29 protein-coding genes and 1 pseudogene are annotated in these 24,656 nt (G+C 33.7%); 21 read left to right on the top strand and 9 right to left on the bottom strand.

The genetic code is table 11. The features are described 5' to 3' along the window. Positions 1-271 precede the first annotated feature (271 nt). The 11 genes from ABH966_RS16710 to ABH966_RS16660 all read left to right on the top strand — a co-directional run bounded on the left by ABH966_RS16710 (position 272) and on the right by ABH966_RS16660 (position 8,276). Entirely contained in the window at positions 272-745 is a 474-nt protein-coding gene (locus ABH966_RS16710; protein WP_370080282.1) for a GbsR/MarR family transcriptional regulator, read from the top strand. Positions 746-756: 11 nt separating this feature from the next. After that, entirely contained in the window at positions 757-1,575 is an 819-nt protein-coding gene (locus ABH966_RS16705) for an alpha/beta fold hydrolase (RefSeq protein WP_370080280.1), read from the top strand. Positions 1,576-1,600: 25 nt separating this feature from the next. Further along, the gene (locus tag ABH966_RS16700; protein ID WP_370080278.1) at positions 1,601-2,161 is read left to right on the top strand and encodes a DUF1697 domain-containing protein; all 561 of its coding nucleotides are present in this window, start codon (positions 1,601-1,603) and stop codon (positions 2,159-2,161) included. Positions 2,162-2,506: 345 nt separating this feature from the next. After that, positions 2,507-3,274: a GNAT family N-acetyltransferase gene (locus tag ABH966_RS16695; RefSeq protein WP_370080276.1), complete on the top strand. Its 768-nt coding sequence runs from the start codon at positions 2,507-2,509 to the stop codon at positions 3,272-3,274. Positions 3,275-3,700: 426 nt separating this feature from the next. Further along, on the top strand, positions 3,701-4,021 hold the full coding sequence (locus ABH966_RS16690; protein WP_370080274.1) for an ArsR/SmtB family transcription factor: 321 nt from the start codon (positions 3,701-3,703) through the stop codon (positions 4,019-4,021). 85 nt (positions 4,022-4,106) lie between these two features. After that, entirely contained in the window at positions 4,107-5,015 is a 909-nt protein-coding gene (locus ABH966_RS16685) for a DMT family transporter (RefSeq protein ID WP_370080272.1), read from the top strand. Between the two features lie 478 nt (positions 5,016-5,493). Next, positions 5,494-5,766: a hypothetical protein gene (locus ABH966_RS16680; protein ID WP_370080270.1), complete on the top strand. Its 273-nt coding sequence runs from the start codon at positions 5,494-5,496 to the stop codon at positions 5,764-5,766. Positions 5,767-5,780: 14 nt separating this feature from the next. Next, complete coding sequence (locus tag ABH966_RS16675; RefSeq protein ID WP_370080268.1) at positions 5,781-6,473, top strand: ABC transporter permease; 693 nt, start codon at positions 5,781-5,783, stop codon at positions 6,471-6,473. 106 nt (positions 6,474-6,579) lie between these two features. Continuing rightward, positions 6,580-6,765 carry a hypothetical protein gene (locus ABH966_RS16670; RefSeq protein WP_370080266.1) on the top strand — a complete coding sequence of 62 codons (186 nt, stop codon included), beginning with the start codon at positions 6,580-6,582 and terminating at the stop codon, positions 6,763-6,765. Positions 6,766-6,962: 197 nt separating this feature from the next. Then, complete coding sequence (locus ABH966_RS16665) at positions 6,963-7,706, top strand: amidohydrolase family protein (RefSeq protein ID WP_370080264.1); 744 nt, start codon at positions 6,963-6,965, stop codon at positions 7,704-7,706. 147 nt (positions 7,707-7,853) lie between these two features. Then, positions 7,854-8,276 carry a hypothetical protein gene (locus ABH966_RS16660; protein ID WP_370080262.1) on the top strand — a complete coding sequence of 141 codons (423 nt, stop codon included), beginning with the start codon at positions 7,854-7,856 and terminating at the stop codon, positions 8,274-8,276. 208 nt (positions 8,277-8,484) lie between these two features. Here ABH966_RS16660 and ABH966_RS16655 read toward each other — a convergent pair whose 3' ends face one another. Further along, complete coding sequence (locus ABH966_RS16655; protein ID WP_370080260.1) at positions 8,485-9,396, bottom strand: DMT family transporter; 912 nt, start codon at positions 9,394-9,396, stop codon at positions 8,485-8,487. 119 nt (positions 9,397-9,515) lie between these two features. Here ABH966_RS16655 and ABH966_RS16650 point away from each other — a divergent pair, with 119 nt between their 5' ends. Both ABH966_RS16650 and ABH966_RS16645 read left to right on the top strand, forming a co-directional pair. Next, a complete protein-coding gene (locus ABH966_RS16650; RefSeq protein WP_370080258.1) occupies positions 9,516-10,931 on the top strand; it encodes an aminotransferase-like domain-containing protein in 1,416 nt (471 codons plus the stop codon). Between the two features lie 20 nt (positions 10,932-10,951). Further along, positions 10,952-11,578 carry a DUF3267 domain-containing protein gene (locus tag ABH966_RS16645; RefSeq protein ID WP_370080256.1) on the top strand — a complete coding sequence of 209 codons (627 nt, stop codon included), beginning with the start codon at positions 10,952-10,954 and terminating at the stop codon, positions 11,576-11,578. A 335-nt stretch (positions 11,579-11,913) separates the two neighbouring features. On the opposite strand, the gene ABH966_RS16640 is transcribed toward ABH966_RS16645, so the two are convergent. Continuing rightward, entirely contained in the window at positions 11,914-12,363 is a 450-nt protein-coding gene (locus ABH966_RS16640) for a putative iron-sulfur cluster-binding metallochaperone (protein WP_370080317.1), read from the bottom strand. A 597-nt stretch (positions 12,364-12,960) separates the two neighbouring features. Between ABH966_RS16640 and ABH966_RS16635 the strand changes: the two are divergent. After that, a pseudogene (locus tag ABH966_RS16635) lies at positions 12,961-13,448 on the top strand (dihydrofolate reductase). An 88-nt stretch (positions 13,449-13,536) separates the two neighbouring features. Continuing rightward, positions 13,537-14,013, top strand: a complete 477-nt coding sequence (locus ABH966_RS16630) for a GNAT family N-acetyltransferase (RefSeq protein ID WP_370080254.1) — start codon at positions 13,537-13,539, stop codon at positions 14,011-14,013. Between the two features lie 818 nt (positions 14,014-14,831). Here the strand turns inward: ABH966_RS16630 and ABH966_RS16625 are convergent. Further along, a complete protein-coding gene (locus ABH966_RS16625) occupies positions 14,832-15,737 on the bottom strand; it encodes a DMT family transporter (protein WP_370080252.1) in 906 nt (301 codons plus the stop codon). Between the two features lie 207 nt (positions 15,738-15,944). Here ABH966_RS16625 and ABH966_RS16620 point away from each other — a divergent pair, with 207 nt between their 5' ends. From ABH966_RS16620 to ABH966_RS16600, 5 genes are all read left to right on the top strand, one after another. Further along, positions 15,945-16,430 carry an Lrp/AsnC family transcriptional regulator gene (locus ABH966_RS16620; RefSeq protein WP_370080250.1) on the top strand — a complete coding sequence of 162 codons (486 nt, stop codon included), beginning with the start codon at positions 15,945-15,947 and terminating at the stop codon, positions 16,428-16,430. 76 nt (positions 16,431-16,506) lie between these two features. Beyond that, positions 16,507-17,076 carry a histidine phosphatase family protein gene (locus ABH966_RS16615; protein ID WP_370080248.1) on the top strand — a complete coding sequence of 190 codons (570 nt, stop codon included), beginning with the start codon at positions 16,507-16,509 and terminating at the stop codon, positions 17,074-17,076. A gap of 140 nt (positions 17,077-17,216) precedes the next feature. Further along, complete coding sequence (locus ABH966_RS16610) at positions 17,217-18,431, top strand: phosphoenolpyruvate hydrolase family protein (RefSeq protein ID WP_370080246.1); 1,215 nt, start codon at positions 17,217-17,219, stop codon at positions 18,429-18,431. A gap of 108 nt (positions 18,432-18,539) precedes the next feature. Further along, the gene (locus tag ABH966_RS16605; protein WP_370080244.1) at positions 18,540-19,799 is read left to right on the top strand and encodes a Tm-1-like ATP-binding domain-containing protein; all 1,260 of its coding nucleotides are present in this window, start codon (positions 18,540-18,542) and stop codon (positions 19,797-19,799) included. Then, entirely contained in the window at positions 19,765-20,586 is an 822-nt protein-coding gene (locus ABH966_RS16600) for a phosphoenolpyruvate hydrolase family protein (RefSeq protein ID WP_370080242.1), read from the top strand. The genes ABH966_RS16605 and ABH966_RS16600 overlap by 35 nt, the downstream gene beginning before the upstream one ends. Before the next feature lie 302 nt (positions 20,587-20,888). Here ABH966_RS16600 and ABH966_RS16595 read toward each other — a convergent pair whose 3' ends face one another. From ABH966_RS16595 to ABH966_RS16585, 3 genes are all read right to left on the bottom strand, one after another. Further along, a complete protein-coding gene (locus ABH966_RS16595) occupies positions 20,889-21,071 on the bottom strand; it encodes a hypothetical protein (protein ID WP_370080241.1) in 183 nt (60 codons plus the stop codon). A 230-nt stretch (positions 21,072-21,301) separates the two neighbouring features. Beyond that, on the bottom strand, positions 21,302-21,763 hold the full coding sequence (locus ABH966_RS16590) for a hypothetical protein (RefSeq protein ID WP_370080239.1): 462 nt from the start codon (positions 21,761-21,763) through the stop codon (positions 21,302-21,304). Positions 21,764-21,828: 65 nt separating this feature from the next. Further along, entirely contained in the window at positions 21,829-21,990 is a 162-nt protein-coding gene (locus tag ABH966_RS16585) for a hypothetical protein (RefSeq protein ID WP_370080237.1), read from the bottom strand. Positions 21,991-22,367: 377 nt separating this feature from the next. On the opposite strand from ABH966_RS16585, the gene ABH966_RS16580 reads away from it, so the two are divergent. Beyond that, positions 22,368-22,622 (top strand): hypothetical protein, encoded by a 255-nt coding sequence (locus ABH966_RS16580; protein ID WP_370080235.1) that lies wholly within the window; start codon positions 22,368-22,370, stop codon positions 22,620-22,622. Between the two features lie 187 nt (positions 22,623-22,809). Here the strand turns inward: ABH966_RS16580 and ABH966_RS16575 are convergent, their stop codons facing one another. From ABH966_RS16575 to ABH966_RS16565, 3 genes are all read right to left on the bottom strand, one after another. Continuing rightward, the gene (locus tag ABH966_RS16575; RefSeq protein ID WP_370080233.1) at positions 22,810-22,959 is read right to left on the bottom strand and encodes a YjcZ family sporulation protein; all 150 of its coding nucleotides are present in this window, start codon (positions 22,957-22,959) and stop codon (positions 22,810-22,812) included. 435 nt (positions 22,960-23,394) lie between these two features. After that, positions 23,395-24,021, bottom strand: coding sequence for a LysE family translocator (locus ABH966_RS16570; RefSeq protein ID WP_370080231.1), 627 nt, complete (start codon positions 24,019-24,021; stop codon positions 23,395-23,397). Then, on the bottom strand, positions 23,985-24,401 hold the full coding sequence (locus tag ABH966_RS16565) for a hypothetical protein (RefSeq protein ID WP_370080229.1): 417 nt from the start codon (positions 24,399-24,401) through the stop codon (positions 23,985-23,987). Before ABH966_RS16565 ends, ABH966_RS16570 begins: the two co-directional genes overlap by 37 nt. Between the last annotated feature and the right edge of the window lie 255 nt (positions 24,402-24,656).

The following is a 24,656-nucleotide window of genomic DNA, read 5'->3' as shown; positions in this document are numbered from 1 at the left end:
TCTTTGACTCGATATTTCTGACGCAAAATAGCTCTTTCACTTCAAAACTTCTTCCTGTGGTCCTTAAAATTAAGTCCTAATAAGCGGGTGATATGATTGGTGTATCCTCTCCATCTTTTAAGTTATCGTCCCATTGCACCTTAATGTAAAGTGGAATAGGTTTTGGTAAGGTTTCGCTTTATTTTCTATTTGAAATGCATTCATTTAATTTACAAATTGCATTCAGTATGTTTAATATATATTAAACATACTAAACGATACGAGGTGTACTATGAAAGGCATACTATTAAACGACGAGCAAAAGGTATTAATTGAGGATTTTGGTACTTATATTGAGTCCACAGGTGGTGCAAGGTCACTAGGTAAAATATGGGGATATTTGTTGATATCAGGTGCTCCCAAATCACTTGACGACATGGTGAATGACTTGCAAATAAGCAAAGGTATGGCATCATTGTCCGTTAGACAAGGTGTTCAGATTTCTTTATTTCGTAAAGTAGGGATTCCCGGTAGCAAGCGAGATTTTTATCAGTTGCATTCAGATGCATGGACATCGACTTTGCATACGAGCATTGCCCAAGGTGCAATGATGGCACAATATTTGCGTAGAGCAAAAAAATTAGTTCTTGGGGAGCAAGCTGTATCAACCATCGATGAGAGTATCGAGTTTTTTGAATTTGTGATCCAACAGACGGAGCAAATTTTAGTTCAGTGGGAAGAGAGAAAGGGTAGTAATACAAAGTAGGAGGAGTCTTTATGCCAAAAGTTAATGTGAACAGTATCACAATCCATTACGAAATCAAAGGTCAAGGGACGCCCATTTTGTTTTTACACGGGAGCGGAGCATCATGGAAGATGTGGGAACCTCAATTTGAAGCATTCTCTTCACGCTATCAAATGCTTATGCCAGATTATAGAGGACATGGTGATACGACAAAGGAATTCCCGAATAATAAATATGATCATCATATTATTGTGGAGGATATAAAATGTTTTTTAGATGTACTTGGAATTAGCAAAATTCATGTAATCGGTGTATCGCAAGGCGGTCAATTGTCTACTCTACTTGCAATGAAATACCCAACATACGTAGATAAGCTCGTGGTCTCTAATAGTTATAGTGAGATGCCCACAATTGCTGCAGGCTGGGTACTGTCGATTTCAAATTTTATATTTAGTCTGCTTCCATACAGTACAATAATAAATATTATGATGAAATTTTATAAGGAGGATCTCTATACACAACGGATATTAAGAGAGTCATTTTCGATTGATAAGAAGATGCTGCTTGCAATGAAAAAAGCACCATTTCCAACTCATACTGATCAATTGCATAGAATAAAGTCAAGTACGCTTGTAATGGGTGGCGAAGGAAAAGTTATAACAGGCGTTGATGAAGGGAAAGGATCCCGAACTATTTTTAACCATATTCAAAATGCAAAACTAGCATTATTCAGAAATGCATTCGACCCATTAAGTACGATGCGCCGAGATATTTTTAATGAAATGATTATTGATTTTCTAGAGGATAAGCCTTTGAAGCAATATAAGGATGTAACTATTATTAGTAAATAAATTATAAATGGAAAGGGTGGTTTGTATGACTATATATATTGCACTACTTAGAGGAATTAATGTAGGCGGGCACAATAAAATAATCATGGCAGAATTAAGAAGTTCTCTTGAGTATCTAGGATTACATAATGTAAAGACTTATATCCAAAGTGGAAACATCCTTTTTGAATCAGACGAAACTGAAGAACTTTTGCAAACGAAAATTCACGATAAAATTAAAGAGGATTTTGGGATCTCTAGTGTTGTTGTCATTAGGACAGCAGAGGAAATACAGCAGATCGTAAATCAATCCCCTTTTTCAGATCAGGACATTTCAGAAGCGGAGCAATCATGTAAGGGGGAATGCTTGCATGTTGCTTTGTTACCGGCAACTCCTTCGAAGGTCAATAGTGACCAGTTTTTATCCTATTCAAATGAAAGAGAACTTAGTGTAATTGATGGAAGAAATGTGTATCTTTTATTTCATGACAGCATTCGAAACTCCAAACTCGCTAATAATTTGAAAAAGCTTGAGATTCCAGCAACTGTCCGTAATTGGAAAACGCTCATGAAGCTTTCGAGTATGGTCGAAGAGCTCAAACATTAAAAAAAGTAAATACAAGAAAAAAACTATGATGGTAAGATGGCTACAACGCATAGATTTAATATTCCATCTGCTAAATTTAGGGACTTAAAAAATGTTAGGTCAATTGACTTTTTTATATTTTTCCTATATACTAGAAAAAAATGAAGGAAGAGGGTGATGGGTAATGTCAAACAAACGTGTAAACAAGTTCTTGCCATTCAGTTTGTCCAATTTCCCTCACTGTTTGTGTACGTTGTAAACTAGACGTATACTCTCTTAAACGTGGATGAAACCTTGTGACTGCTGAAGGGCAGAACACGAGGTTTTTTATTATGTACAAAAAACGTATAAGGGAGCATATTATGTATGATTTATGAGGTAAAAGGGCCAGTAATAGAACACGTAACTAAGATATTTGAAAGTGTAGAGGATACATTAGTTCAGTCGTATTTACAAGGGCATATGGGAACTGCTTATGTTGATAGTTTAGAAAATCCGAAGGTAGCTCAAATTATTGTAGGTATATTTGTTTTTTATGCAGGAGATGCAGGTGTACCAGGTACCAAGGAATTATTACACAATTTACCGGACTATCCATTAGTTATTGTAAATACGGATGAATGGAAAAATAGTATTGAGCTTGAATACAAAGAACAGGCACATAAATTTAAGCGCTATCGATTTAATAGAGACAAGACCCATTTTAATCATGAGAAATTAACACAATTGATTAATGATTTACCAGAAGAATATAAGCTACAAAAAATAAATGCCACAATTATCAATAACTCTTCATTTTCAACACTTTCTGAAGATTTTTTCAGTCAGTTTGAGTCACATGATGACTTTTTGGCGCGTGGAATTGGCTATTGTGTTACGTGTAAAGATGTTCCAGTTTGCGGTGCAACTTCTTTTAGTATATACGATGCTGGCATTGAAATTGAAATTGCAACTGACGAAAGACACCAGCGTAAAGGTTTGGCGGCGGCAACAGCTGCATCGCTAATTTTAGACTGTTTAGAGCAACGAATTTACCCGAACTGGGATGGGGCAAATTCTCCGTCAGTTAAGTTAGCTGAAAAGTTAGGTTATGTGTTGAAGGAAGAGTACGATACGTATTTTATAGAAAAATAAAGTGCTATAAAATATCCATCTAAAAGGCTGAAGGTTGAAAGTAATGAGTAAAAATGCATTGTGACTTGAAAGCTAAATGAATAGAAGGCACTCTCGATGTCATTTGTCGTAGTAAAACAAATATACATTATAAGACCAAAAAATAGAGAATTTCATGATTTGTTCAGAATTTGTTGAGAATGATGTGGTAACCTAGTTATGTCATGGTTAACAAATGAACACGCATAAAAACGGCTAGGTATTCACAAATCTTTTGTGAGCCTAGCTTTTTTTGATGAATGGAGCTTTAAAAAGCTGTATTGCTGTAACCATTTGGAAATAGTTTTCTAAAAGGGTTTCATAGAGTAAATAAAGAGTATCTTGACAAATTATGTTTTTTAATTTAAATTAAATATGTTTAAAAATTTAAACATAGGGGTGGGAATTATGGAGAATTTTAATTGCAATAACAAAGAACAAGTTTTAGAAAAATTTAAATTATCAACCCCCATTTTCCAAGCACTTGGTGATGAAAATCGTCAACAAATTATCATGCTATTACTCACACATGATAGCCTGAATGTAAATCAATTAACAGAAAGAATAGAGCTTTCTAGACCAGCCGTTTCCCATCATTTGAAAATTTTAAGACAAGCAGGTTTAGTTACTTTTAACCGAAATGGGAATGAAAAATATTATTCATTGAGTTCTAACGAGTTTCTAAAACAAATCAAAGAGCTAATTCAAACTATTGAGCAAAGCTATTGATTTGTTCTTTTTTACAAAACAATGTTCGTATGTTTAAAAACTTAAACACACAAACGTTATTCGAATGTTTAGGAGGATTTAAATCATGGGGAATAAGAACAAAAATCAATCGAGAAATATGTATTTATTAATGCTGCTCGTTCCTTTGTTTTGGGGTGGGGCCTTCGCGACAGCGAAGCATGTCATTACGGAAGTTCCACCACTTGTTGCAGCTACACTACGTTTTGGCATAACAGGAATAATACTCGTTACATTCATAACAATTAAGAAAGAATGGCAGTGGCAAGTAATCAGAAATCAATGGAAAGGCTTATTATTTATTGGCTTTATCGGAATTTTCGGTTACAATGCTCTTTTCTTCACGGCATTGAAGTATACTTCAGCAACAAATGGTGCGTTAATTATAGCTGCGATGCCTGCATTCACTATGTTAGGGGCAGTCTTATTAGGTAAAGAAAAATGGAGTAACAAATCTGGAACAGGTTTAGCTTTATCGATGATTGGAGTAATTATTGTTATTGTCAAAGGGTCGCTTTCTGATTTTTTTTCTCTTTCTTTTAACTTAGGAGATATTCTTTTTGTCGGGGCACTTTTATGCGGAGTTATTTATGCATTAATAGGTGAATCAATTCTTAAAGGTATACCAGTAATGCTATCGAATACTATTATGATGTTATCTGGTGCTGTTTTCCTAGCGATTAGCACGGTATTTGAAGGTGGTTGGGATCAAGTAGTTAATATGTCGGTTCAAAGTTGGATTGAAATGTTTTATATGGTCGTTTGTGGGACATTGATCGGCTATGTTATTTTTAACAAAGGTGTAGAGAGCTTAGGAGCTAGTAAAGCAAGCTTGTATTTAAACTTAACGCCTATAGTCGCAACATTACTTGCAGTTATTGCGTACGGCAGCTCAATTATATTGATACAAATCGTTGGGATGGTGATGGTGCTGGTAGGTGTTTATATTGCTACTAATACTCAGGTAAAAGCCTAATAGAGAATACATAATCATTTTGAATTGGGTAAAGAAATTTAAATACTTCTGTCTTAACAAATAACTCGACTCCAAATGCTTTATTCAGAACGACGTGCTATTCAATAAATGTAAACTTTTCAATGTCATAAGGTAAACCCAAGATACCAGGTACTCATTAAATTGAGCCGGGTATTTTTTTATTATATCGTTTCTCTCGCTTTAAAACGAATCAAATTTTCTTTTTCAGATTTTCCAACAAATTAAATCAGCAAAGTTAGAACTGCTTACCAATTGTATTAGTTTATTACAATTAATAATTTTGTAAGGAATGAGTAAGAAAAAAGAGATGATCGATTCGTACAATTAAAGTACATGAAAGGGGGAAATTCTATTACGGATTAAGAGTGCTAAAAGGATATTAATTAATATCAGATACTCTTAAAAAACATAGCTCTTTTGGAAGTATTTCTTAAATAAACGAACGGAGAGAAAATCCATGCTTAAATCGATGGAACTAGGATGGAAAAAATATCGATTATCTAACTATTTTATAGAAATAATCATTTGTTTTGTGGCGGCCTCCTATCCTGTTGAACTTGTGTCGTGGGGATTTAAAGATGGGAGCGGACTAATGCCATTATTGAATATTCTTATCAAAACAACAGTGACTATTATTTTAGCTATACGTTTAATAATTGATAAATACAAGAATAGTTATGGTCTACCAATATTCAACATAATGAGTATTGTTTATATTATCATGCAATAAGGAGAGATGGTTCTATGCTACAATTACTGAAGTTGGAAATGAAGAAATATAACTTAGGTTGGTATGTAAAAGGTGCGATTATTGCAAACATCATTATAACTGCAGTAGTGTGTTTCGTAGTTTATATAGCACAAAGAGAAGGGGATATACCCATTTCAACATATGAAGATGTTTATGTACTAATTGGTGCAAGTGTGAGGGCAACGTTTATTGTGTTTGCCTCTGTATTAATTGCAAAACTAGTTATTGAAGAGTATAAAAACAGAACAATTTTGATTATGTTCACTTATCCGGTTAGTCGTAAGAAATTGATTGCTAGTAAACTGGCCTTGATCGCTTTTTTAATCTTAATGACTATGATGTTGTCAAATATCGTTGTAGCTGGTCTTTTTTCGATCATTAATATTTATTTTCCTTTCGTTCCATTTACAATAACTGCAAACCAGTTTATTGGAGAAGTCATAAACATAGTTCCTTTTGCTATTGCGGCAACAGGAACAAGCTTAATTCCATTGTATTTTGGGATGCGTAACCATTCAGTTCCGGCTACAATTGGTTCATCTTTACTTGTGGTGGCAATTGCTTGCGCTTATAACCCAGAAATATCATTAGTAACCTTCATTCCACTGCAATTAGGACTTGCAGCAATTGGAGTAATTATTGCGTACATAGGTATTCGTAATATTGAAAATGTAGATGCAATGTAATTTAGAGTAAAGTAAAGCAGAATCAAAAGACTATCGAAATCGAAGAGTTTTAGTAATTAATATTGGTGTTTACAATAAAAAATGTAAAGAAAGAAGGCAACAAGAAATGGGAATGATTATAGGTATTATTACAGGGGCAGTTCTGGGTGTGGTTTTATTATTAATTAGCATGATATTATTTTGGATAAGCAAGAGAAGACAAGAAGAGAGTCCCTATGCAATATGGATACTGGCTGCGGGTTTGCTAGCGTTAATTACATCTGGGAGTAATGCTTTAAAGTATCTCTTATAAGGTACTAAATTTTAATGTAGCTAAATGATATTTGACTTTCATTTTGGCTCACGATATTTGTGATACTGAGGGGATTTTTGTAAGACTTTTAAGATTCGAACGGGCTGATGATAAGGAAAACTTATGTATTTATATAAAACATCATAAATTTACTTTATATTCTTTGTTTGATAACGTAAAAGAAAGGAGGCGGTAAGATGAGAATTTTTGATGCACATTTTCACATTATTGATTTTGATTACCCTATTACTGAAAATCAAGGATATGTACCACCTAGCTATGTTGTAGAGGATTACCAAAAAGAAACAGCGACTTATAATATTGTCGGTGGTGCAATTGTTTCAGGTTCTTTTCAAGGATTTGACCAAGCTTATTTAGTGAATGCTTTAGAGAAAATGGAATCTACATATTGTGGAGTTACACAGCTACCATTTGCGGTGACAGATGATAAGATTATGGATTTACATAAAAAAGGTGTTCGCGCACTACGATTCAATGTGAAACGTGGCGGTTCCGAAGATTTAACGAAGCTCGATTACTTTGCGAGACGTGTCTATGATTTAGCTGGTTGGCATAGTGAATTATATATCGATGCAAAAGATTTGCCTGAAATTACACCAACGATTGAAAAATTACCAGCGATTTCAATTGATCATTTAGGGTTATCTGAGGAAGGCTTACCTCATTTGTTGCGCCTAGTAGAAAAAGGTGTACGAGTAAAGGCGACTGGTTTTGGTCGTGTAGAGCTCGATGTAGAACAAGCTTTGAAATCAATTCAAGCTGTTAATCCAGAGGCGTTAATGTTCGGCACAGACTTACCGTCCACACGAGCAAAAAGACCTTTTGCTTATGCAGATATTGAACTAATTCAAGAATTGTTTGATGCAAAGTCAGCTGAGAAAATTCTTTATCAAAACGCGATGGATTTTTATTTCAAGTGAGTTTTTTTCGTATATAAATCGATAATTGCCTTTCACATCAATAGTGAAGGTTTTTATTGTACGATTTGAGAGTAATCGTATTGGTCAACAATCCTTTTTAAGTTAGGTAAGTCCTTTCTTTCATATGTAATTCATTAGGAGGTAGAAATGGCCACTTTATATGATAGATCATATGGTGCTTCAAAAGTAAGTCTTGAATTATTAAATATAGAAAGTGATTCTATTTCAAGTGATATAAAGATTATCCTCAATTGTGGTGCACATCAATTGGATTTTAAATTTCCCGTTCTACGGAGTGACCTTGAAACTTTATCTATACTGATTTTAAATAATTGGGATGAAATTTTAAGGGTCGGTGTATGGGACTCAACGGAACCTGCGTTTTCATTTTCACTCCAGGAGAATAAAAGCGAGCTAGTTGACGAAAAGATTTATCAATTTCAATTTTGGATAGATGCAGGAGAATTTTATTCACATAGATGTACTCGTTCTGGTATTGGTATTACAATCTATCAGGATAGAGAAGCCATTGAACAGTTTGCTTTGCAGGTGAAAAGTGAATTAAACTAAAGTGAAACCGAGTTAACTCATAAAAATTTGAGTACTCGGTTTTCTATTTGTGTGGATTGAACTGCACTACTTGTTATGTGAGCACTTAGTAAATACTTCTAAAAAGGTTGTCAACAGTCTATTGATTAGCGAGTCTAATAGACTTTAACTTCTTTCAGCCATTCCGGACGCAATTATACTGAGACATAAGATTATGCGATCGAGCCAGTTAGTGTAAACGCTGCGCATTCTTATCATCTTTCATAATATCTTCTTTCTTTATATTTGCAATAAATACACCTACTAAAGTAATCAAACCACCTGTTATGGCAGAAAAATGCGGAACCTCACCAAGCCAAATCCATGCGATAAGAAATGCAAAAACAGAGGTTAAATAAAGCGTACTTGTTGCTTCAGCTGCTCCTGTTCGCGAAGTAACATAAGCTAGTGTAAAATAAGGAATGATTGTTGGAAAAATTCCAAGATACAAAATGACTAATGTTGCATTTAACGGGGCATCCATTATTGCTTCACTTAGGCCAGGTGAGAATAGTAACATAAAAATAGTACCTGACCAAATGGCGTACATCGTAAAGGGGATAGCGCCGTATTTTTCTAGATAACGATGTTGAAAAACAAAGTAAATACTTTCTGAAAGAGATGCTATTAAAACGATAATAATCCCAGTATTAAAAGAAAATCCTTCAGTTGAACCACCTATTGTAATAAATGCTACACCACAAAAACCAACAAGTGAACCAAGCCATCCCCATAATCCAAGCTTCTCACGATAAAAGAATACAGCTAACAAAGCAGTGAATATAGGAGTTGTGGAAACAAGTAAACTTGCAACCCCGGCACTAATCGTTTGTTCTCCATAATTTAGTGCTACTTGGTACACGGTGAAACCTAAAAAGCCAAGTAATAAAATAATGGGGATATCTTTTAACGCAGGCAAAGGAGTTTTTGTAATAACTGCTATGATTATTAAGACGAATGAGCCGACTAATAATCGTAAAAGTGAAATATGCTCAGGTGAATAGGCCGTTAATGCCACTCGAATTCCTGGAAAAGCTGATGCCCATAAAATGATTGTTATGAAATGAGCGGAAATAATCTTAAGATCTAATGTTTTTAACATGAATACACCTCGTTATCCAACCAATTAAATTTATGATTTCAATATTAATAGGATTTTGGTAAAATTTCTCCAACAGGTTAAAATAAAAAAAACCAACCAGTATAGAAAAGAGCGTACATATGAAAAAACCAAAATATCAATTGATTATTGATTTTATAAAAGAAAAAATTGCTAAAGGGGAGTGGGCGATCGGAAGTCCCATACCAAGTCAACGTAATTTGGCAAAACAGTTTGAGGTTAATCGTAGTACAGTCATAACGGCATTAGAGGAACTAATGGCAGATGGGTTACTAGAAGGTAAAGCAGGGAAGGAAACAGTCGTCACCAATAATACTTGGACTTTGATGGGGGCGAAATCCTCGACTAACTGGAATGAAAATGTCACTTTAGGCATTCATAAACCCAGTGTATCTATGGTGCAGGAGATTAACGAAGCGGAATCGAATACGAATCTTATTCAATTGAGTAAAGGGGAGCTATCACCAGAGATGTTCCCTTTAGAAGAGATGAAAGTCATTGTTCAAAAGGTATCGAATCAATTAACCTCTTTTGGCTATGAAGAGCCAAAAGGAAATATAAAATTACGGCAAGCCATTAGTGACTATTTAAAGGTAAGAGGGGTCGAAGCGTCTCCGTCGTCCATTCTCGTTGTTTCTGGTGCGCTCCAAGCTTTACATTTAATTTCAATTGGACTACTAAAAAGAGGTTCTACGGTATTGCTAGAGATGCCGTCCTATCTTTATTCGTTGACTGTTTTTGAGTCTGCGGGTATGGAGTTGCAAGGATTAGCGATGGACAATGAGGGGATTATCATCGATTCAATTTATCCGACGAAGGAAAAAGGAAAAAATATTTTATATACGATTCCAACCTTTCACAATCCAACAGGCGCCTTAATGCAAGAAGAGAGACGAGAGAAATTAATTGCCTATTGTGAAAGAGAGCAGCTGCCAGTTATAGAAGATGATGTGTACCGTGATTTATGGATTGACACCCCACCACCTAAACCACTGAAAGCAATGGACCTTTACGGAAATGTGTTATATGTTGGAAGTTTATCGAAAACCCTTAGTCCAGGATTACGAATTGGTTGGATAGTTGGCTCGGAGTCAGTCATCAATCGATTAGCAGATTTAAAAATGCAATCCGATTATGGATCAAGTACTCTTTCACAACTCGTTGCTGCGGAGTGGTTATCTAGTAATTTCTATGATGATCACCTTGATAAAGTAAGAGAACAACTTAAGGTTCGTAGAAAAGTTGCTTTAGATGCACTGGATAAATATTTGAGTCCTTACGCATCGTGGGACATCCCAAATGGTGGTTTGTTCATATGGGTGAAAATAAAGCCTGAGTTTAAAGTAAAAAGGCTATTTGAGAAAGCATTATCCGACAATATTCTTCTAAATCCCGGTAGCATTTATGCTGAAAAAACAGGACAATTTATACGAATCTCCTATGGGTATGCTTCACTCGATGAAATGAAGGAAGGGATTTTCAAATTAAGTGAAATTATTAAAAACAATAGATCGTAAAAATGGAATGGAGAGGTTAAATGAAAATACTAAACAAATTACCAAAAAGTAACCCAAATTTACATGAAGACTTAATTAACAATGGCTGGATTCCAATGAAAGAACCTAAAAATTTAACTAGTGCTATATTGTTATCTATCCCTTTAATGATTATCGCTTCAATGATCTCTATTGGGGTAATAAATATTTTTTCTAGTATCTCTTTGAGAGATTTTGGATTTACATCTGGTGGAATATCAATAACCATTAACTTAAGCGTTATTTTGGGGATCGTCTTACTATTAATCATTCACGAATTACTTCATTTGATGTTCATTCCTAATTTTATGAAATCAGAAAAAACTTCTGTAGGGCTTACTCTATTCGGGGGTTTTGTCATTACGGAAGAAGAGATATCGAAATCAAGATATATATTCATTACGATTGCACCTTTTATGATACTTTCAATAATTTTCCCACTAATTTTTAGTGCATTTGGACTTTTATCAACGACATTAAAGTTCCTAATCATACTAAACTCATTGGGATCGTCAGTTGATTTACTAAATCTTCTTCTAATAATGAAACAGGTACCGAAAAATGCAACTTTAAAATGTAATGGACCAAACACTTATTGGAAAAGCGCTAAGACTGAACAAGAAGGGTAAAGATAACGAATAAGTCAGTAATAGAAACATTGAAAGAGGAAGAAGAAATGAAATCAACCCGCATGTTTAGTATTTTAAATTTATTAGTTAATCATCAAAAAATCACTGCTTAAGAATTGGCTGAAAAACTTGAAGTGTGTGGGCGCTTTGCTGCTGACGCTTCGCTTTCGCACAGATAAAACATTTGCTGCTGACGCTTCGCTTTCGCACAGAGCAAAGCTTCCTTGGGGCGTCTGTAGCCTCTTCACAATGATTCAAAAAAGTCCTAAAAGCCCTGTTTTATAAAGGCTTTTAGGACTCGCGACTTATAACTTTTTTCCACTAAAGAAAGATGGTTAAGCTAGACCTTTTATATATTTAGTAACATTCCCTAAACAACAACTACCTTGTGGATTGTTTACCTCACAGCCACAACGGTTTTCTTTTATATTTGCACGAATATGTTCTAATGGATTAGGCGTAAGCTCATTTTCAAGATATTGTTTAATTTTTTCTTTAGTCCAATCAAAACAATAACAAACCGGTGTACTTAATGAATCATCCTTTTGATGTACATCTACCTTTATATCAGATAAATGGTACTCCTTATTGCTCGTATCAAAATAAACGACATGACAATCTTTAGTAGCACAAAAATAGTGATTTTCCATAGCGTTTATTGATCCTAATACAGATGGTTTCATCATTGATTTAATAGTTATTAGCTGTACATTTTTAGCTTTATTATTACAAGAGGGACAAATATTAGTGTTTTCATTTTTAAGGCTACTGCAACAATGTTCCATAGTCATTCCACCTCGTATATTTTATTTTCAGCCGCTAAAGGTAAATACCCGGAATTAGTACTTAATACACCTTATTTAAAGTATAAACCATGTACGCAGGTAAAGGGGAACGGAGATTCATTTGCCACATTAGTGAAACATAATATTGTCAAGACAGTGAACACGCAACGAGCTCAGCGTTATAATTCTTTTTTGAAAATAATTAACTGTTATTTTACAATGAAATTAATTCCAAAAGAATAAGCGAATTATTTAGGGCGAACTACATTCTGATTTGTTTAAGGTGATAAATATTATATTTTAGGATTTGAATGGCTCCCTAAAAAATGGGGGAAAAGAAAAGTTTCGGAGCGGTTTCTTCAAGCAAAATTTACTGAAAAAGGTAAAGGGATTACGATTACTACATATGCTATTGATTTATATATAATATCGATTCCTTTAGAAGTGAAAAAATATAATTCACTTTAATTTCTTTTAGCGGGTGTCCAAACCTCCGCTGAAATAGAGGAACTTGGGCTAAGAACGCCACGTCCTTGATTAAAGCAACGAAAAACAAGTTAAAATGGATTAAAACCAGAAATAAAGGCTGTGAAGATATTGATTATTTCACTTATTGTAGCTATGGACAACAATAGGGTTATTGGTAAAGATAATAAGCTACCATGGAAATTGCCAAAAGAATTGCAGTATGTAAAGAAAACTACTTTAGGACATTCGCTTATCATTGGCAGAAAAAACTTGAATCTATTGGAAGAGCATTACCTAGAAGAAGAAACATTATTTTAACAAGAGATATGAACTATTCTGTTGAAGGCTGCGAAATTGGGCATTCTACTGATGATGTATTTAAAATGTGTGAAGATGAAAAAGAAATTTTCATTTTTGGTGGTGAACAAATTTATAAATTGTTCTTGCCATATGCTAATAAACTGTACGTTACAAGAATTGATTTTGAATTTGAAGGGGATACATTCTTTCCAGAATTAGACTTTGCAAAATGGAATGAAATTTATGTACAAAAAGGGATTACTGATGAAGAAAATCCATACCCTTATTTTTTTTACATTTACGAAAGAGCTGAGTAATTGTTATTGAACTAACGATGTAGTTTAGTGAAATATGGACTTTGATGATAAAATATACTTATCTTAATGCAGAGAGGTATATGGGGAAATGAATATTATGAAATTTGAGGAAGCTGACATTGAAGAAATTGTTTCTTTGTTCTATGAAACAGTTCATTCAATTAATTTAAAAGATTATTCACAAACAGAATTAGATGCTTGGGCACCAAAGGAAGAAAAAGAGTTAAAGATAGATGCTTGGAAGATTTCATTAGGTCAGAACATATCTTATGTCGCAAAAATTAATGATAAAGTAGTAGGCTTTTGTGATATGACGCATAGCGGGCACCTAGATAGACTGTATATTCATAAAGATTTTCAAGGTCAAGGTATAGCTATGGCTTTAGTTGATAAACTAGAAGACGAAGCGAAAAAATTAAATCTATTTAAAATCGAAACAGATGCAAGTATTACAGCTAAACATTTTTTTGAACACAGAGGTTACAATACTATTTGTTCACAAACTGTTGAACGAGAGGGTGTTAAATTGACCAATTTCAAAATGATAAAAAAAGTAGAATCTTAATTTTGTGTTCTTCTTTAACTAATGGGGGCTTTAATTAATTATTCGATTCGCGAAATATTAAACCAAAAAGACAGAGTTCACTGAAACGTTATGTATAATATAGGATCGTAAAGGAAATTGTGGGGAAGAAACCGGAACAAATTGAAGACTTAGGTGATGTGTAAATGTGCCTATTTTCACGCTACACGTAAGCTTAAGAGGTGATTTGTCGATAAGAGCAATCCCCTCTTAAGCTTACGGTGCAGGTAGTTTTAATAAGAGTCTCGTCATAATAATGCGCTTTTACAATTAAGAAATGGTCTATATATACATGGTTTTATTTAGACAGTGCACCAGCAGCGTTTTTCTGCAAAATTCCAAAAAGGCTTATAGCAACTGTGTTCATACGCCTTTACATAATACTTTTTTTATTGTGGTTGAGTTAAACATCGGAATTTTGATTATTATATTTTAAGTTTTTTAACTTAATAATGAATAGAATTATGACTAAAATCATCAGAAATAGACCTAGATAGAGTAGCCCTTTTCCTAAGGGATAATTTATTGCATATTCTTTTTGAAATTCCAATAGCTCTTTACTACTTATAGAATTAATATCTTGTAAAGGGATAAGGATTGTTTGTAATATATATCCAATTACTATTGAACAAAATGATAAAAAAATTATGCTGAAAAGTGTTATCTTATTAAAAATAAATCGCATAATGTCACCTCAATTTTTTCTCTATATCTTTCATAGACGTTTTCATTCAATAAAGGTTGTTCAATACAAAAAAGTTCCCAAAGCAAGGTTCGGGAACTTCTTATTTATAAATGACCTAGACTTGAAGTGGTATTTTTTTTAATTGATTGGTTTTTGTTTTAAAATGCGAAAATAAAAAACATCCAATAATAACAATCAATCCCCCGATCCCTTGCTTCCAAGATATGCTCTCTCCTAAAAATAAAAGCGCTAGAAGTGCAGTGAAAATCGGATTGAAATTAAGGAAAACACCGGATGTTGTAGCCCCTAATTTTTGAATTCCAATGCCCCAAAGTACCATACAAACGACAGTGGAAATAAACCCTGTATATAAAAGCGATAGTATAAAAGAATGATTAACATTAGAAACGGTAAAATCCCTAAGGTTAAATGGCAATAGGATAAGAAGTCCAAATATTCCTGAATACAAAGTTGACATTAGTGGCGAGGTAGTTTTCATTGCCCATTTATTACAAACAGAATAAATTCCCCATACACATACAGCTGCAAGCATCCATAAATCACCCAAATTAAAATGGAAAGACAATAATTGGCTGATATTGCCCTTCGAAAGTACGAGTAGAACACCGAACAACGAAAGTAGCATTGAAAGTGCTTGAAGTATATTCATCTTTTCCTTTAGAAAAACAATTGAAAAAATCGCAATTGAAATTGTATTTAAAGTTGAAATAAAGCCAACATTCGTCGACGTAGTTCTTTCCAATGCTAAAAATTGAAAGATATTGAATAATACCACACCTGTAACGCCCATTAACAATAAAGGTAGGAGGGCATTTCGAGAGGGAAGCAATCTTTTTTCTTTCCACCATACCATTGGAAGAAGCGCAGCGACGGCAATGAGCCATCTTAAGCTCGTCAATGTTAACGGAGATGCATGATCAACAAGGGATTTGGCAACTACAAAATTGCCTCCCCAAAGTAAACTAGTTAAAAGCATTAATAAAACATAAACATTTGGCAAATCACGATCTCTCCTTTGATTATCGTATGTATAATTGATTTTTTAGATAAAAGAATAATAACATTTTTACCTTTTTAACTGTATAATATTTTGTGTGATGAACTAAAAACAAAATAACAATAAGAATAACTGGTTTTCTCAGAATATAATTAGTAATCGGTGCCGAATGAAGCTGAAATTTCGAATATAAAAAAGGGGGAAAAATGCATGAAAGATGTTGAAAGAAAATTATTAGATAGTATTGATACCCAATTACTAGATATTTTGCAGAGGGAGGTCCAGATAAGTAATGCAGAGATAGCGAGACGGGTGAATTTGTCCCCACCAGCAACCCATACAAGAATAAAACGTTTAGAAAGTGAAGGGTTTATTGACAAACAAGTTGCCATTTTAAATCAAGAGAAACTGGGATTCGATTTACTGTGCTATGTATTCATGAGTACAAATATTCATCAAGCTAAGGAATTAGAAGCTTTGGAAAAGGCCTTAAAAATAATGCCGGAAATATTAGAATGTCATTGTTTAACAGGAGAGTATGATTATCTTTTAAAGGTTGTTATTCGAGATCGAAAAGAATTAGATCGCTTTATAAGAAAATTAAATAGACTGGGCATTTCCCGAATTCAAACGAATTTATCTTTACGAGAAGTTAAATATTCAACAGTCTTACCGATATCAGAAGTCGAACAGTAGAAGTTCTTCCGAGCAATATTGATTTTTAGTTTCGTTTCATAAATGATTCAAAGACTCAAGCACTATAGGAGGCATTATGAAAACATTCATATATATGGTACGACATGGAGATTCACCGAAAGACGGAAATGAGAGAACGAGACAATTAACTGAAAAAGGTAGAATAGACGCACAACGAATAACTGATATTCTAAAAAAAGAGAGAATTGATACTGTTATCTCTAGTCCGTATAGTCGTTCAATCTTAACTGTTCAGAAAGTAGCTGAACAAATAGCAAAAGAAGTAATTGTATTTGAAGACCTTAAAGAGCAAACATTTATTGTTGGTGATAAGCGAATATCTGACAAGGAATTATTCCCTTTATTAGAAAAGTCATTTTCTGACCCAACCTATGCTTTAGAGGGAGGTGAGTCAAATGCTGACTGCCAGAAACGTGCTATAAATGTTTTAAAAGAAATATTAAATACATATCAAGGACAGAAAGTAGTAATTGGCACACATGGTGCAGTTATGACTTTAATGATGCGGTTTTATGATAGTAAATACGATCTGAACTTTTTATTACATACAACAAAGCCAGACATATACAGAATGGAATTCGATGGGCAAGAATTGGTCGATGTAAAGAGATTATGGGAGATTTAAGTGAGGGTTTTTATTAGTTCTAAAAGCTGAACTATACTGCCATTTAAGAAGAGTTTTGAATTAAATACTAGTGATTTTTGCCGCATTTTAAAAGTTAGGAAATCCGTAGTAAACAATGTATTAGTAGAGGTGAAAATTATATGGAGGACAAGCTAAATAATAAATATGAAATAAAAAATAATATAAGAAAACAAATTAATAAAAATAAATATATTTTAGGTGTTGCTGCTGGTTCTGGAATGACGGTTAAATATGCAGAACAAGGCGGCGCAGATTTTATTTTAGCTCTAAATTCAGGACGATTCAGATTAATGGGTGTAAGTTCATTAGCTGGTTTCTTACCATATGCAAATAGTAATGATGTAGTAATGGATTTTGCAAGTAAAGAGATCATTCCTATGATCAAAAAAATTCCAGTTTGTTTTGGTTTATGTGCTACAGATCCAACAATTGAATTAGATAGTTATATCGATTTAATTAAGCAAAGAGGATTTTCGGGCATTAATAATTATCCAAGTATAGGTTTAGTAGATGGGCTTTTTAGAGAAGCTTTAGAGGAACAAGGGATTACTTATGATAAAGAGGTAGAAGCTATTCGTATCGCTAATGAAAAAGGGCTGTTTACAGTGGCCTTTGTATTTAGCGAAGAACAAGCAATAAGTATGATAGAGGCCGGTGCAGATATAATTTGTGTTCACTTAGGTTTAACAAATGGCGGATCACTTGGAGCTAAAAAGATTTTATCTTTACAGGCTGCCAAAAGGTTGGCGGTAAATATTTTTAATAGATGTAATGAACTAAATCCTAACATTATTAAAATGATTTATGGAGGCCCGGTTAATAAACCAATAGATGTTCAATATATGTATGATGATACTACTATTATGGGTTATATCGGAGGTTCTGTGTTTGAAAGGATTCCAAATGAACAAGCTCTCATACATATTACGAAATCATTTAAGCAAACGAACGATTTTCAGTTGGATGATTTAATCGGTAAAATTACTGATGGTCTAGGAAGTCAAGCTGATTATATTAATTTTATCAAGAAGTACATTAGTTTACATTATATGGATGAAATATCATTGAATGAAGTGGCAGAAATATTAAATTTGTCTCGTTCTTATTTAAGCACATTATTCAAAAAAGAAGTGGGTATTTCATTTACAGAATATCTTATTAACTTTCGACTTAATAGGGCAATTGAAATATTAAAATTAGAAAAATTACCACTAAATAATATTGCCGAAATGGTAGGTTATCCCGATTATACTCACTTTAGTAAAATATTCAAAAAATATAAAGGTGTATCACCTCAAAACTATATAAAAAATAACAAAGAGACAATTTTATAGAACAAAAGCACATTAACTCACCTAAAAGAAAACGGTATTATGAAATGGAGTAATAAATGAAACCGCTTTCTTATATGATTTTAAAGATCAAGAAGGGAGAGAGTTGATATGAAAACAATTGCTTTGGCTGGAACATTTGATTCAAAAGGAAAAGAATATTTATATGTAAAAGAGTTGATAGAATCGTTAGGTTTTAATACTTTTACGATCCATACAGGTGTTTTTACTCCAGCATTTGAGCCTGATGTATCAAATGCTGAAGTAGCTGCTGCAGCTAGAGAAGATATACAAGAAATTGCAGCGAAAGGAGACCGAGCAAATGCAACCGCAGTTCTTGCAAAAGGGATGGAAGTGCTTTTACCGAAATTGTATGAAGAAGGTAAATTCGACGGTGTACTATCCTTTGGAGGCACTGGAGGGTCATCTATTGTAACAACTGGCATGAGGGCATTACCAATTGGTGTTCCAAAAGTAATGGTTTCAACAGTCGCTTCTGGCAATACGGAGCCGTATGTAGGGACTAGCGACATTATGATGATTCCGTCAGTAGTAGATGTAGCTGGTTTAAATGTAATTTCGACAAAAATATTTACGAATGCAGTATTTGCGATAGCAGGAATGCTTAACTTTGAAAATAAAACTATAGAGAAAAAGAAGCCTCTTATTGCCGCAACTATGTTTGGAGTGACAACACCTTGTATTAATCAGGCTAAAGATTTCTTGGAAGCTAAAGGATATGAGGTATTAATTTTCCATGCAACGGGTGTTGGTGGTCGTACAATGGAGAATTTAATTGCTAATGGATTTATAGATGGTGTTCTTGACATTACAACTACTGAATGGGCAGATGAGTTAATTGGGGGTGTATTGAAAGCTGGACCGCATCGTTTAGAGGCAGCTTCAAAAAAACAAATTCCTCAAGTTGTATCAGTGGGTGCAATAGATATGGTGAACTTTGGTCCATTTGATTCTGTCCCTCATAAATTTGTAGGAAGAAAATTTTATAAGCATAATCCGACAGTAACTTTAATGCGTACATCTGTTGAAGAGAACAAGCAAATAGGTGAAGTGATTGCTGAAAAATTAGCTTTAGCTAAAGGGTACACGGCTTTACTTTTACCGTTAAAAGGGCTCTCAGGTCTTGATGTTGAAGGACAGCCTTTCTACGGTTTAGAGGAAGACAACATGTTATTTGATACATTAAGAGAAAAGGTTGACCAACATAAAGTGGAAATGATTGAAATCAATGCGGATATAAATAGCGAAGAGTTTGCACTAGCTTCAGCGAAAAAATTGATTGAATTAATAGAAAATAAAGCGAGGGACAACGATTATGTTACAGAGACAAGAAATATTGAATCGTTTTAAAGAAGAAATTAAAAAAGGCAATATTCTTCTAGGTGTTGGCGCGGGTACAGGAATTACAGCTAAAAGTAGTGAAGCTGGGGGAGCAGACATGTTGATTGTCTATAACTCGGGTCGTTATAGAATGGCTGGTCGTGGTTCACTAGCAGGTTTATTATCATATGGTGATGCTAACCAAATTGTTGTTGAAATGGGTAATGAGGTATTACCCGTTGTAAAGGATACCCCAGTACTAGCAGGTGTTAATGGAACAGACCCTTTTAAAGTGATGGGAGTTTTCTTAAAGCAGCTGAAAGATCAAGGGTTTAGTGGCGTTCAAAATTTTCCTACAGTTGGATTAATTGACGGTGTTTTTCGTCAAAATCTAGAGGAAACAGGAATGGGCTATGATTTAGAAGTAGATATGATTAGAGAAGCTCATAAATTAGATTTACTAACTACTCCATATGTTTTCGATGAGGAGCAAGCAAAGAAAATGGCTGAAGCGGGTGCAGATATTTTAGTGGCCCACATGGGATTAACAACAAAAGGAACGATTGGTGCACAAACTTCATTAACTTTAGATGACTGTGTCGATCGAATCCGAAAAATTATTAATGCTGGTAAGTCTATAAATCCTGATATATTAGCGATTTGCCATGGAGGTCCAATTGCAGAACCGGAAGATGCTGCTTATATTATTGAAAGAGTAGATGGAATTGTTGGATTCTTTGGTGCATCTAGTATTGAAAGATTTGCTGCAGAAAAAGGAATTAAGGAGCAAACTGAAGCTTTTAAGGGTATAAAATAATTAGCTCGTTTTCTCTCACGATAGTCTAGTCACTCATAAGTAAACATGAGTGACTTTTTTGTATGCTACGAAGCCCTCTTGCTATGCGAGGGGATTTAGAAAGAAAAGTGAACTGTAAGTGATGAAGCGGAATGACGTGTTGAGCTGACGTTCAAAAAAACTTCAACTAAAGAATGTCCGAAATATTGGCAGTGAAAAAGAACCGGAAAAGAGGTTATTAATTTGTGTAGGTAAGCTAAGAGAATCTTGAGAGAAAATGTGCAATAGTAATAAGAAAAGCGTTGCAATAAAGCAACGCAAGTTCAAGAAATTCTAGACAACTTTACAACACTAGAAATAAAACCAATCAAACCGCAAATAAAGAAAATATATGCTACTAGCATTGACATACTTTCTAAGTTGTTTGTAAAAATTCTATATCCTCCTACTGTACCTAATGCCAAACCACTAACCGAGCTAAGTAATGTTCTATTCTTTTCTGTCAAAAAAACACCTCCAATAATTGGATTGATAATATGTTAACATAAATTTTGTTGTTAGTTAACTTATTTCAGGAGATTTTTCCTTGAAGAATGTCATGCAAGCATTATGAATACAGGTTATATTATAGGTACATTTTTCTTTTAACTGGTAGTTTTAAGTTGTTCATGCACAGACTGAGTAGCCGAGGCGGTCCGGTATTTAGTCAGTTTGCAGATGATACTATACATATGAATTATGAATTATAAGTACATTCTTTAGGGTTCATACTAGTGGGTTTGATTTTTATATTACCGGAATATGTAAATAAAAGATTAAAGGAAAGAAGGTAAAAAACACTAGAAATATTTATGTTTCTGAGAATATTATCGAAGTAAAGATAAAAAGAAGAAACAGCATAAATCATCACACCAATACCTATGATTGCCAATCCCATATCGATCAGTCTAAAATAGCTCGATTCTTTTTGCATCTCCTTATAATTACTTATCGTCAAAAATGCACCAGTCATCATTATGACCGCACAAGCTATATACGAAACAATTCCCCCGCCATCAATCTTACCTTGATGGATGATTGTCATCGCTATGTAGTTTATACCAGACACAACTGAAAAAGACGACATTTCCTTCTTTTCTAATTTTCTAGCATTCTTTTTCGATACTTTATACCATTGCATCACATCTTCTTGCGACATATACTGCTCAACAATAGCTTTTACTTGTTCCTCATATTTTTTTCGAACTTTGACTGTATAAAACGCTATGTATACTTCATCATTTTTTTCGAGCGGAATCTTCCAGACGATTGCCTTAAAATATCTTTGATCCCTAGTTCAAACGGAACGCTACTTCTCTTTAAGTGTTCGATAATTGCCGGGAAAGCATCTTCTGAATGTCCAACTAATATTTTCTTTTTAAACAAACTCAGCACCTCTTACGAAATAAGTTAAATACGCTTAATTATACTATTTCGTTAGACCTTTCCAATAATCAAAAATATAACATTCCCTTTAAATATCTAATGCTATTTAGCAACAATCTTTGAGAAAACAGTCTTAAATTACATGTGAATATGTTTTTATAAACTAATCAACTTAATTGGTGGGAATAAAATCTGTATGTATGGAATGGACTTAATTTTTTTTATAAAAATCCACGGCATTTATACAAAAGACAGCGGTTTGGGTGAAGACTATTTACTACATCAGATACATATTGAAAATAATTAAGAAAACGAGTGAATCAACATATTTTTTTGAATATAATGTTTGAAACTATAAGAATTAGGGAGATGGTGAAGTGAGCGAAATAGATAAACGAAACAGATTAAGTGAAGAAGAACCGTTTGATTATCAAATAACGAAAAAAGGAACGGTTGTCATATATTACGAAGGGAAACAAATAAAAACTGTAAAGGATGGGGAGGCTGTGCGTCTTATTGCGAGGATCAAAGAAGTTGAAGATAATCTAACAGCCGTACAGTTATTATTAGCTAAAATTACGGGTAATTTTAAGCGGGGAAACGAGAAGTTTGGAAAAAATAAAAGAAAGTAAAACAAAGACTTTACTCCCTAAATTTACGAAGGCTGTGTAATTCAATCTGAAACATTTTTAGTGTAACCTCCGCTGTTGTATTAGAATAATGTGTATTTTTACATTAGCATTGATTACAAAAAATGTGAAATAATCTTATTGAATAAAAGGGTCACCAGGCTGGGGGGCGACCCTTAAATCGAAAATGTTAATACTCTCTATTCATAAAAGTAGCGCCGATAATAATTAGAAGTATAAATAGAACTACAATTAAGGCAAATGTTGAACCATTACCATATCCGCCGCCGTAATAGCCGCAGTTATTAATTCCACCAACATTTCCACCATAGTATCCCATAAAGCACACCTCCTTTCTACAATATATAATATGTTAGCTGTAGAGAAGGAGTGGGGTGTTAAACCATGCAGCTATAGGCATTAAAAAATATTTTTTTGTGAGATAAGAAAATAAAAAAGGGTCACTTGGGATAGGAGTGACCCTCAGTAAAACCTTCGGAGGTGTAAGGCTAAATTAGCTTTACCTTACTATTATTATGAAGTGATAGCTATGTTTGTATAGTGAATTGCCTGTGAAATAGATTAAAAAATAAAAAAGCCGTAGCGTCTTCACATGCTACATAAACTAATGAACAATATGAGAGACATGTTTAATAAAAGAAGTGGATAAATAAGAAAGCAGTCCTCTCAATTTGAAAGGACTGTTCAATAAAAGTGAACTATTTAACATTCAATATAACATTTTTATAATAGGGGGCATTTTTATATAAATTTATTAAGGGGCTTTCGTTTGAAGCAACTTTATCCCCATTCCAATAAATATCATTCCGGTTATCTTATTCAGGATCATTCCTACCTTTTGGTTTCCTCTTAGTTTTTTAGTAATGTACGAAGAGAAATAAGCAACAAATAAGCACCATAGTAGTCCAGTTGCTGTAAAAGTAAGTCCTAAAATTAAAAAAGGAATAGGACCTGATGCCTTAATATCTATAAACTGTGGGAGAAACGCAATAAAAAATAAAGAAACTTTTGGATTCGTTAGACTTGTTAAAAGTCCCTGTATATAAATTTTTCTTAAGTTTAATTTATTTGACGATGCTTCGAAACCGATGTTTGACTTATCACGTATCATTTTAATCCCTAAATAAACGAGATACATAACACCAATAAATTTAATGGTATTAAATAATACAATAGATTTTGTAAGTATGAGCGATAAGCCAAAAGAAACTAATAACGTATGAACTAAGGAGCCAGTAATAATACCAAACACAGAGTAAATACCAGCTTTTCTACCTTGCGAAATACTTCTACCGACAATATACATGGTGTCCGCACCAGGGATTAGATTTAATAAGATCCCTGTTAATAAAAACATTTCATAATTAATAATACCGTACATTTCAGCACCTCTATCTCTTTTTTTGGGGTGCCCTTATCGATATTAAAGTAAATGAATGAAAAATAAAAGCCTTTTTTACAAATGATAAAAGTAGTTTTAAACGAATGAATCTGCGACATAGAAAAAAAGAAATAGACATATTCGTCTATTTCCTGTTCCATAGCTTTTAATTTTGCTTTTTGTTTTGCTTTTGGAATCGAGTGATACTGTTCGTATCTACACATTCTACAAGAGCAATGAACTTTACCTTTGCTCAATTTGCCACGTATAGGTTTGTACTCATTTCCTGGCAATGAAAAAACATTTTTAACAATGGTCAATTTTTTTCGAATAATTCGCTCTCTCTGATGGCGAATATAGGCTTTTGAACGATTTTTCATCAAATATCAGCTCCCAAGCTTGCAAGGAGGTCAAGGGATGTTACGGCACGCCCTACAAGCTTGGTCGGTAGTTGATATACTGGATTAATTGATTCATAGTATCATTCCTTTTTATGAAATTATTCTAACAAAATTATTTTTTTAATGCTAACAATAGCTACATTGGTCCAAAGTCAGCAATTTACCAGTGATCCGGTGTTTGCAGAAGTTCAACGCCGTGTTTATGCATTGAATTATCGCATTAAGGAATACGCA

The organism is Lysinibacillus sp. RC46 (assembly GCF_041262385.1).
In the GTDB taxonomy this organism is placed as follows: domain Bacteria; phylum Bacillota; class Bacilli; order Bacillales_A; family Planococcaceae; genus Lysinibacillus.
Note: the sequence above shows the minus strand (reverse complement) of the source record. Positions and strands in the feature narration are given on the sequence as shown.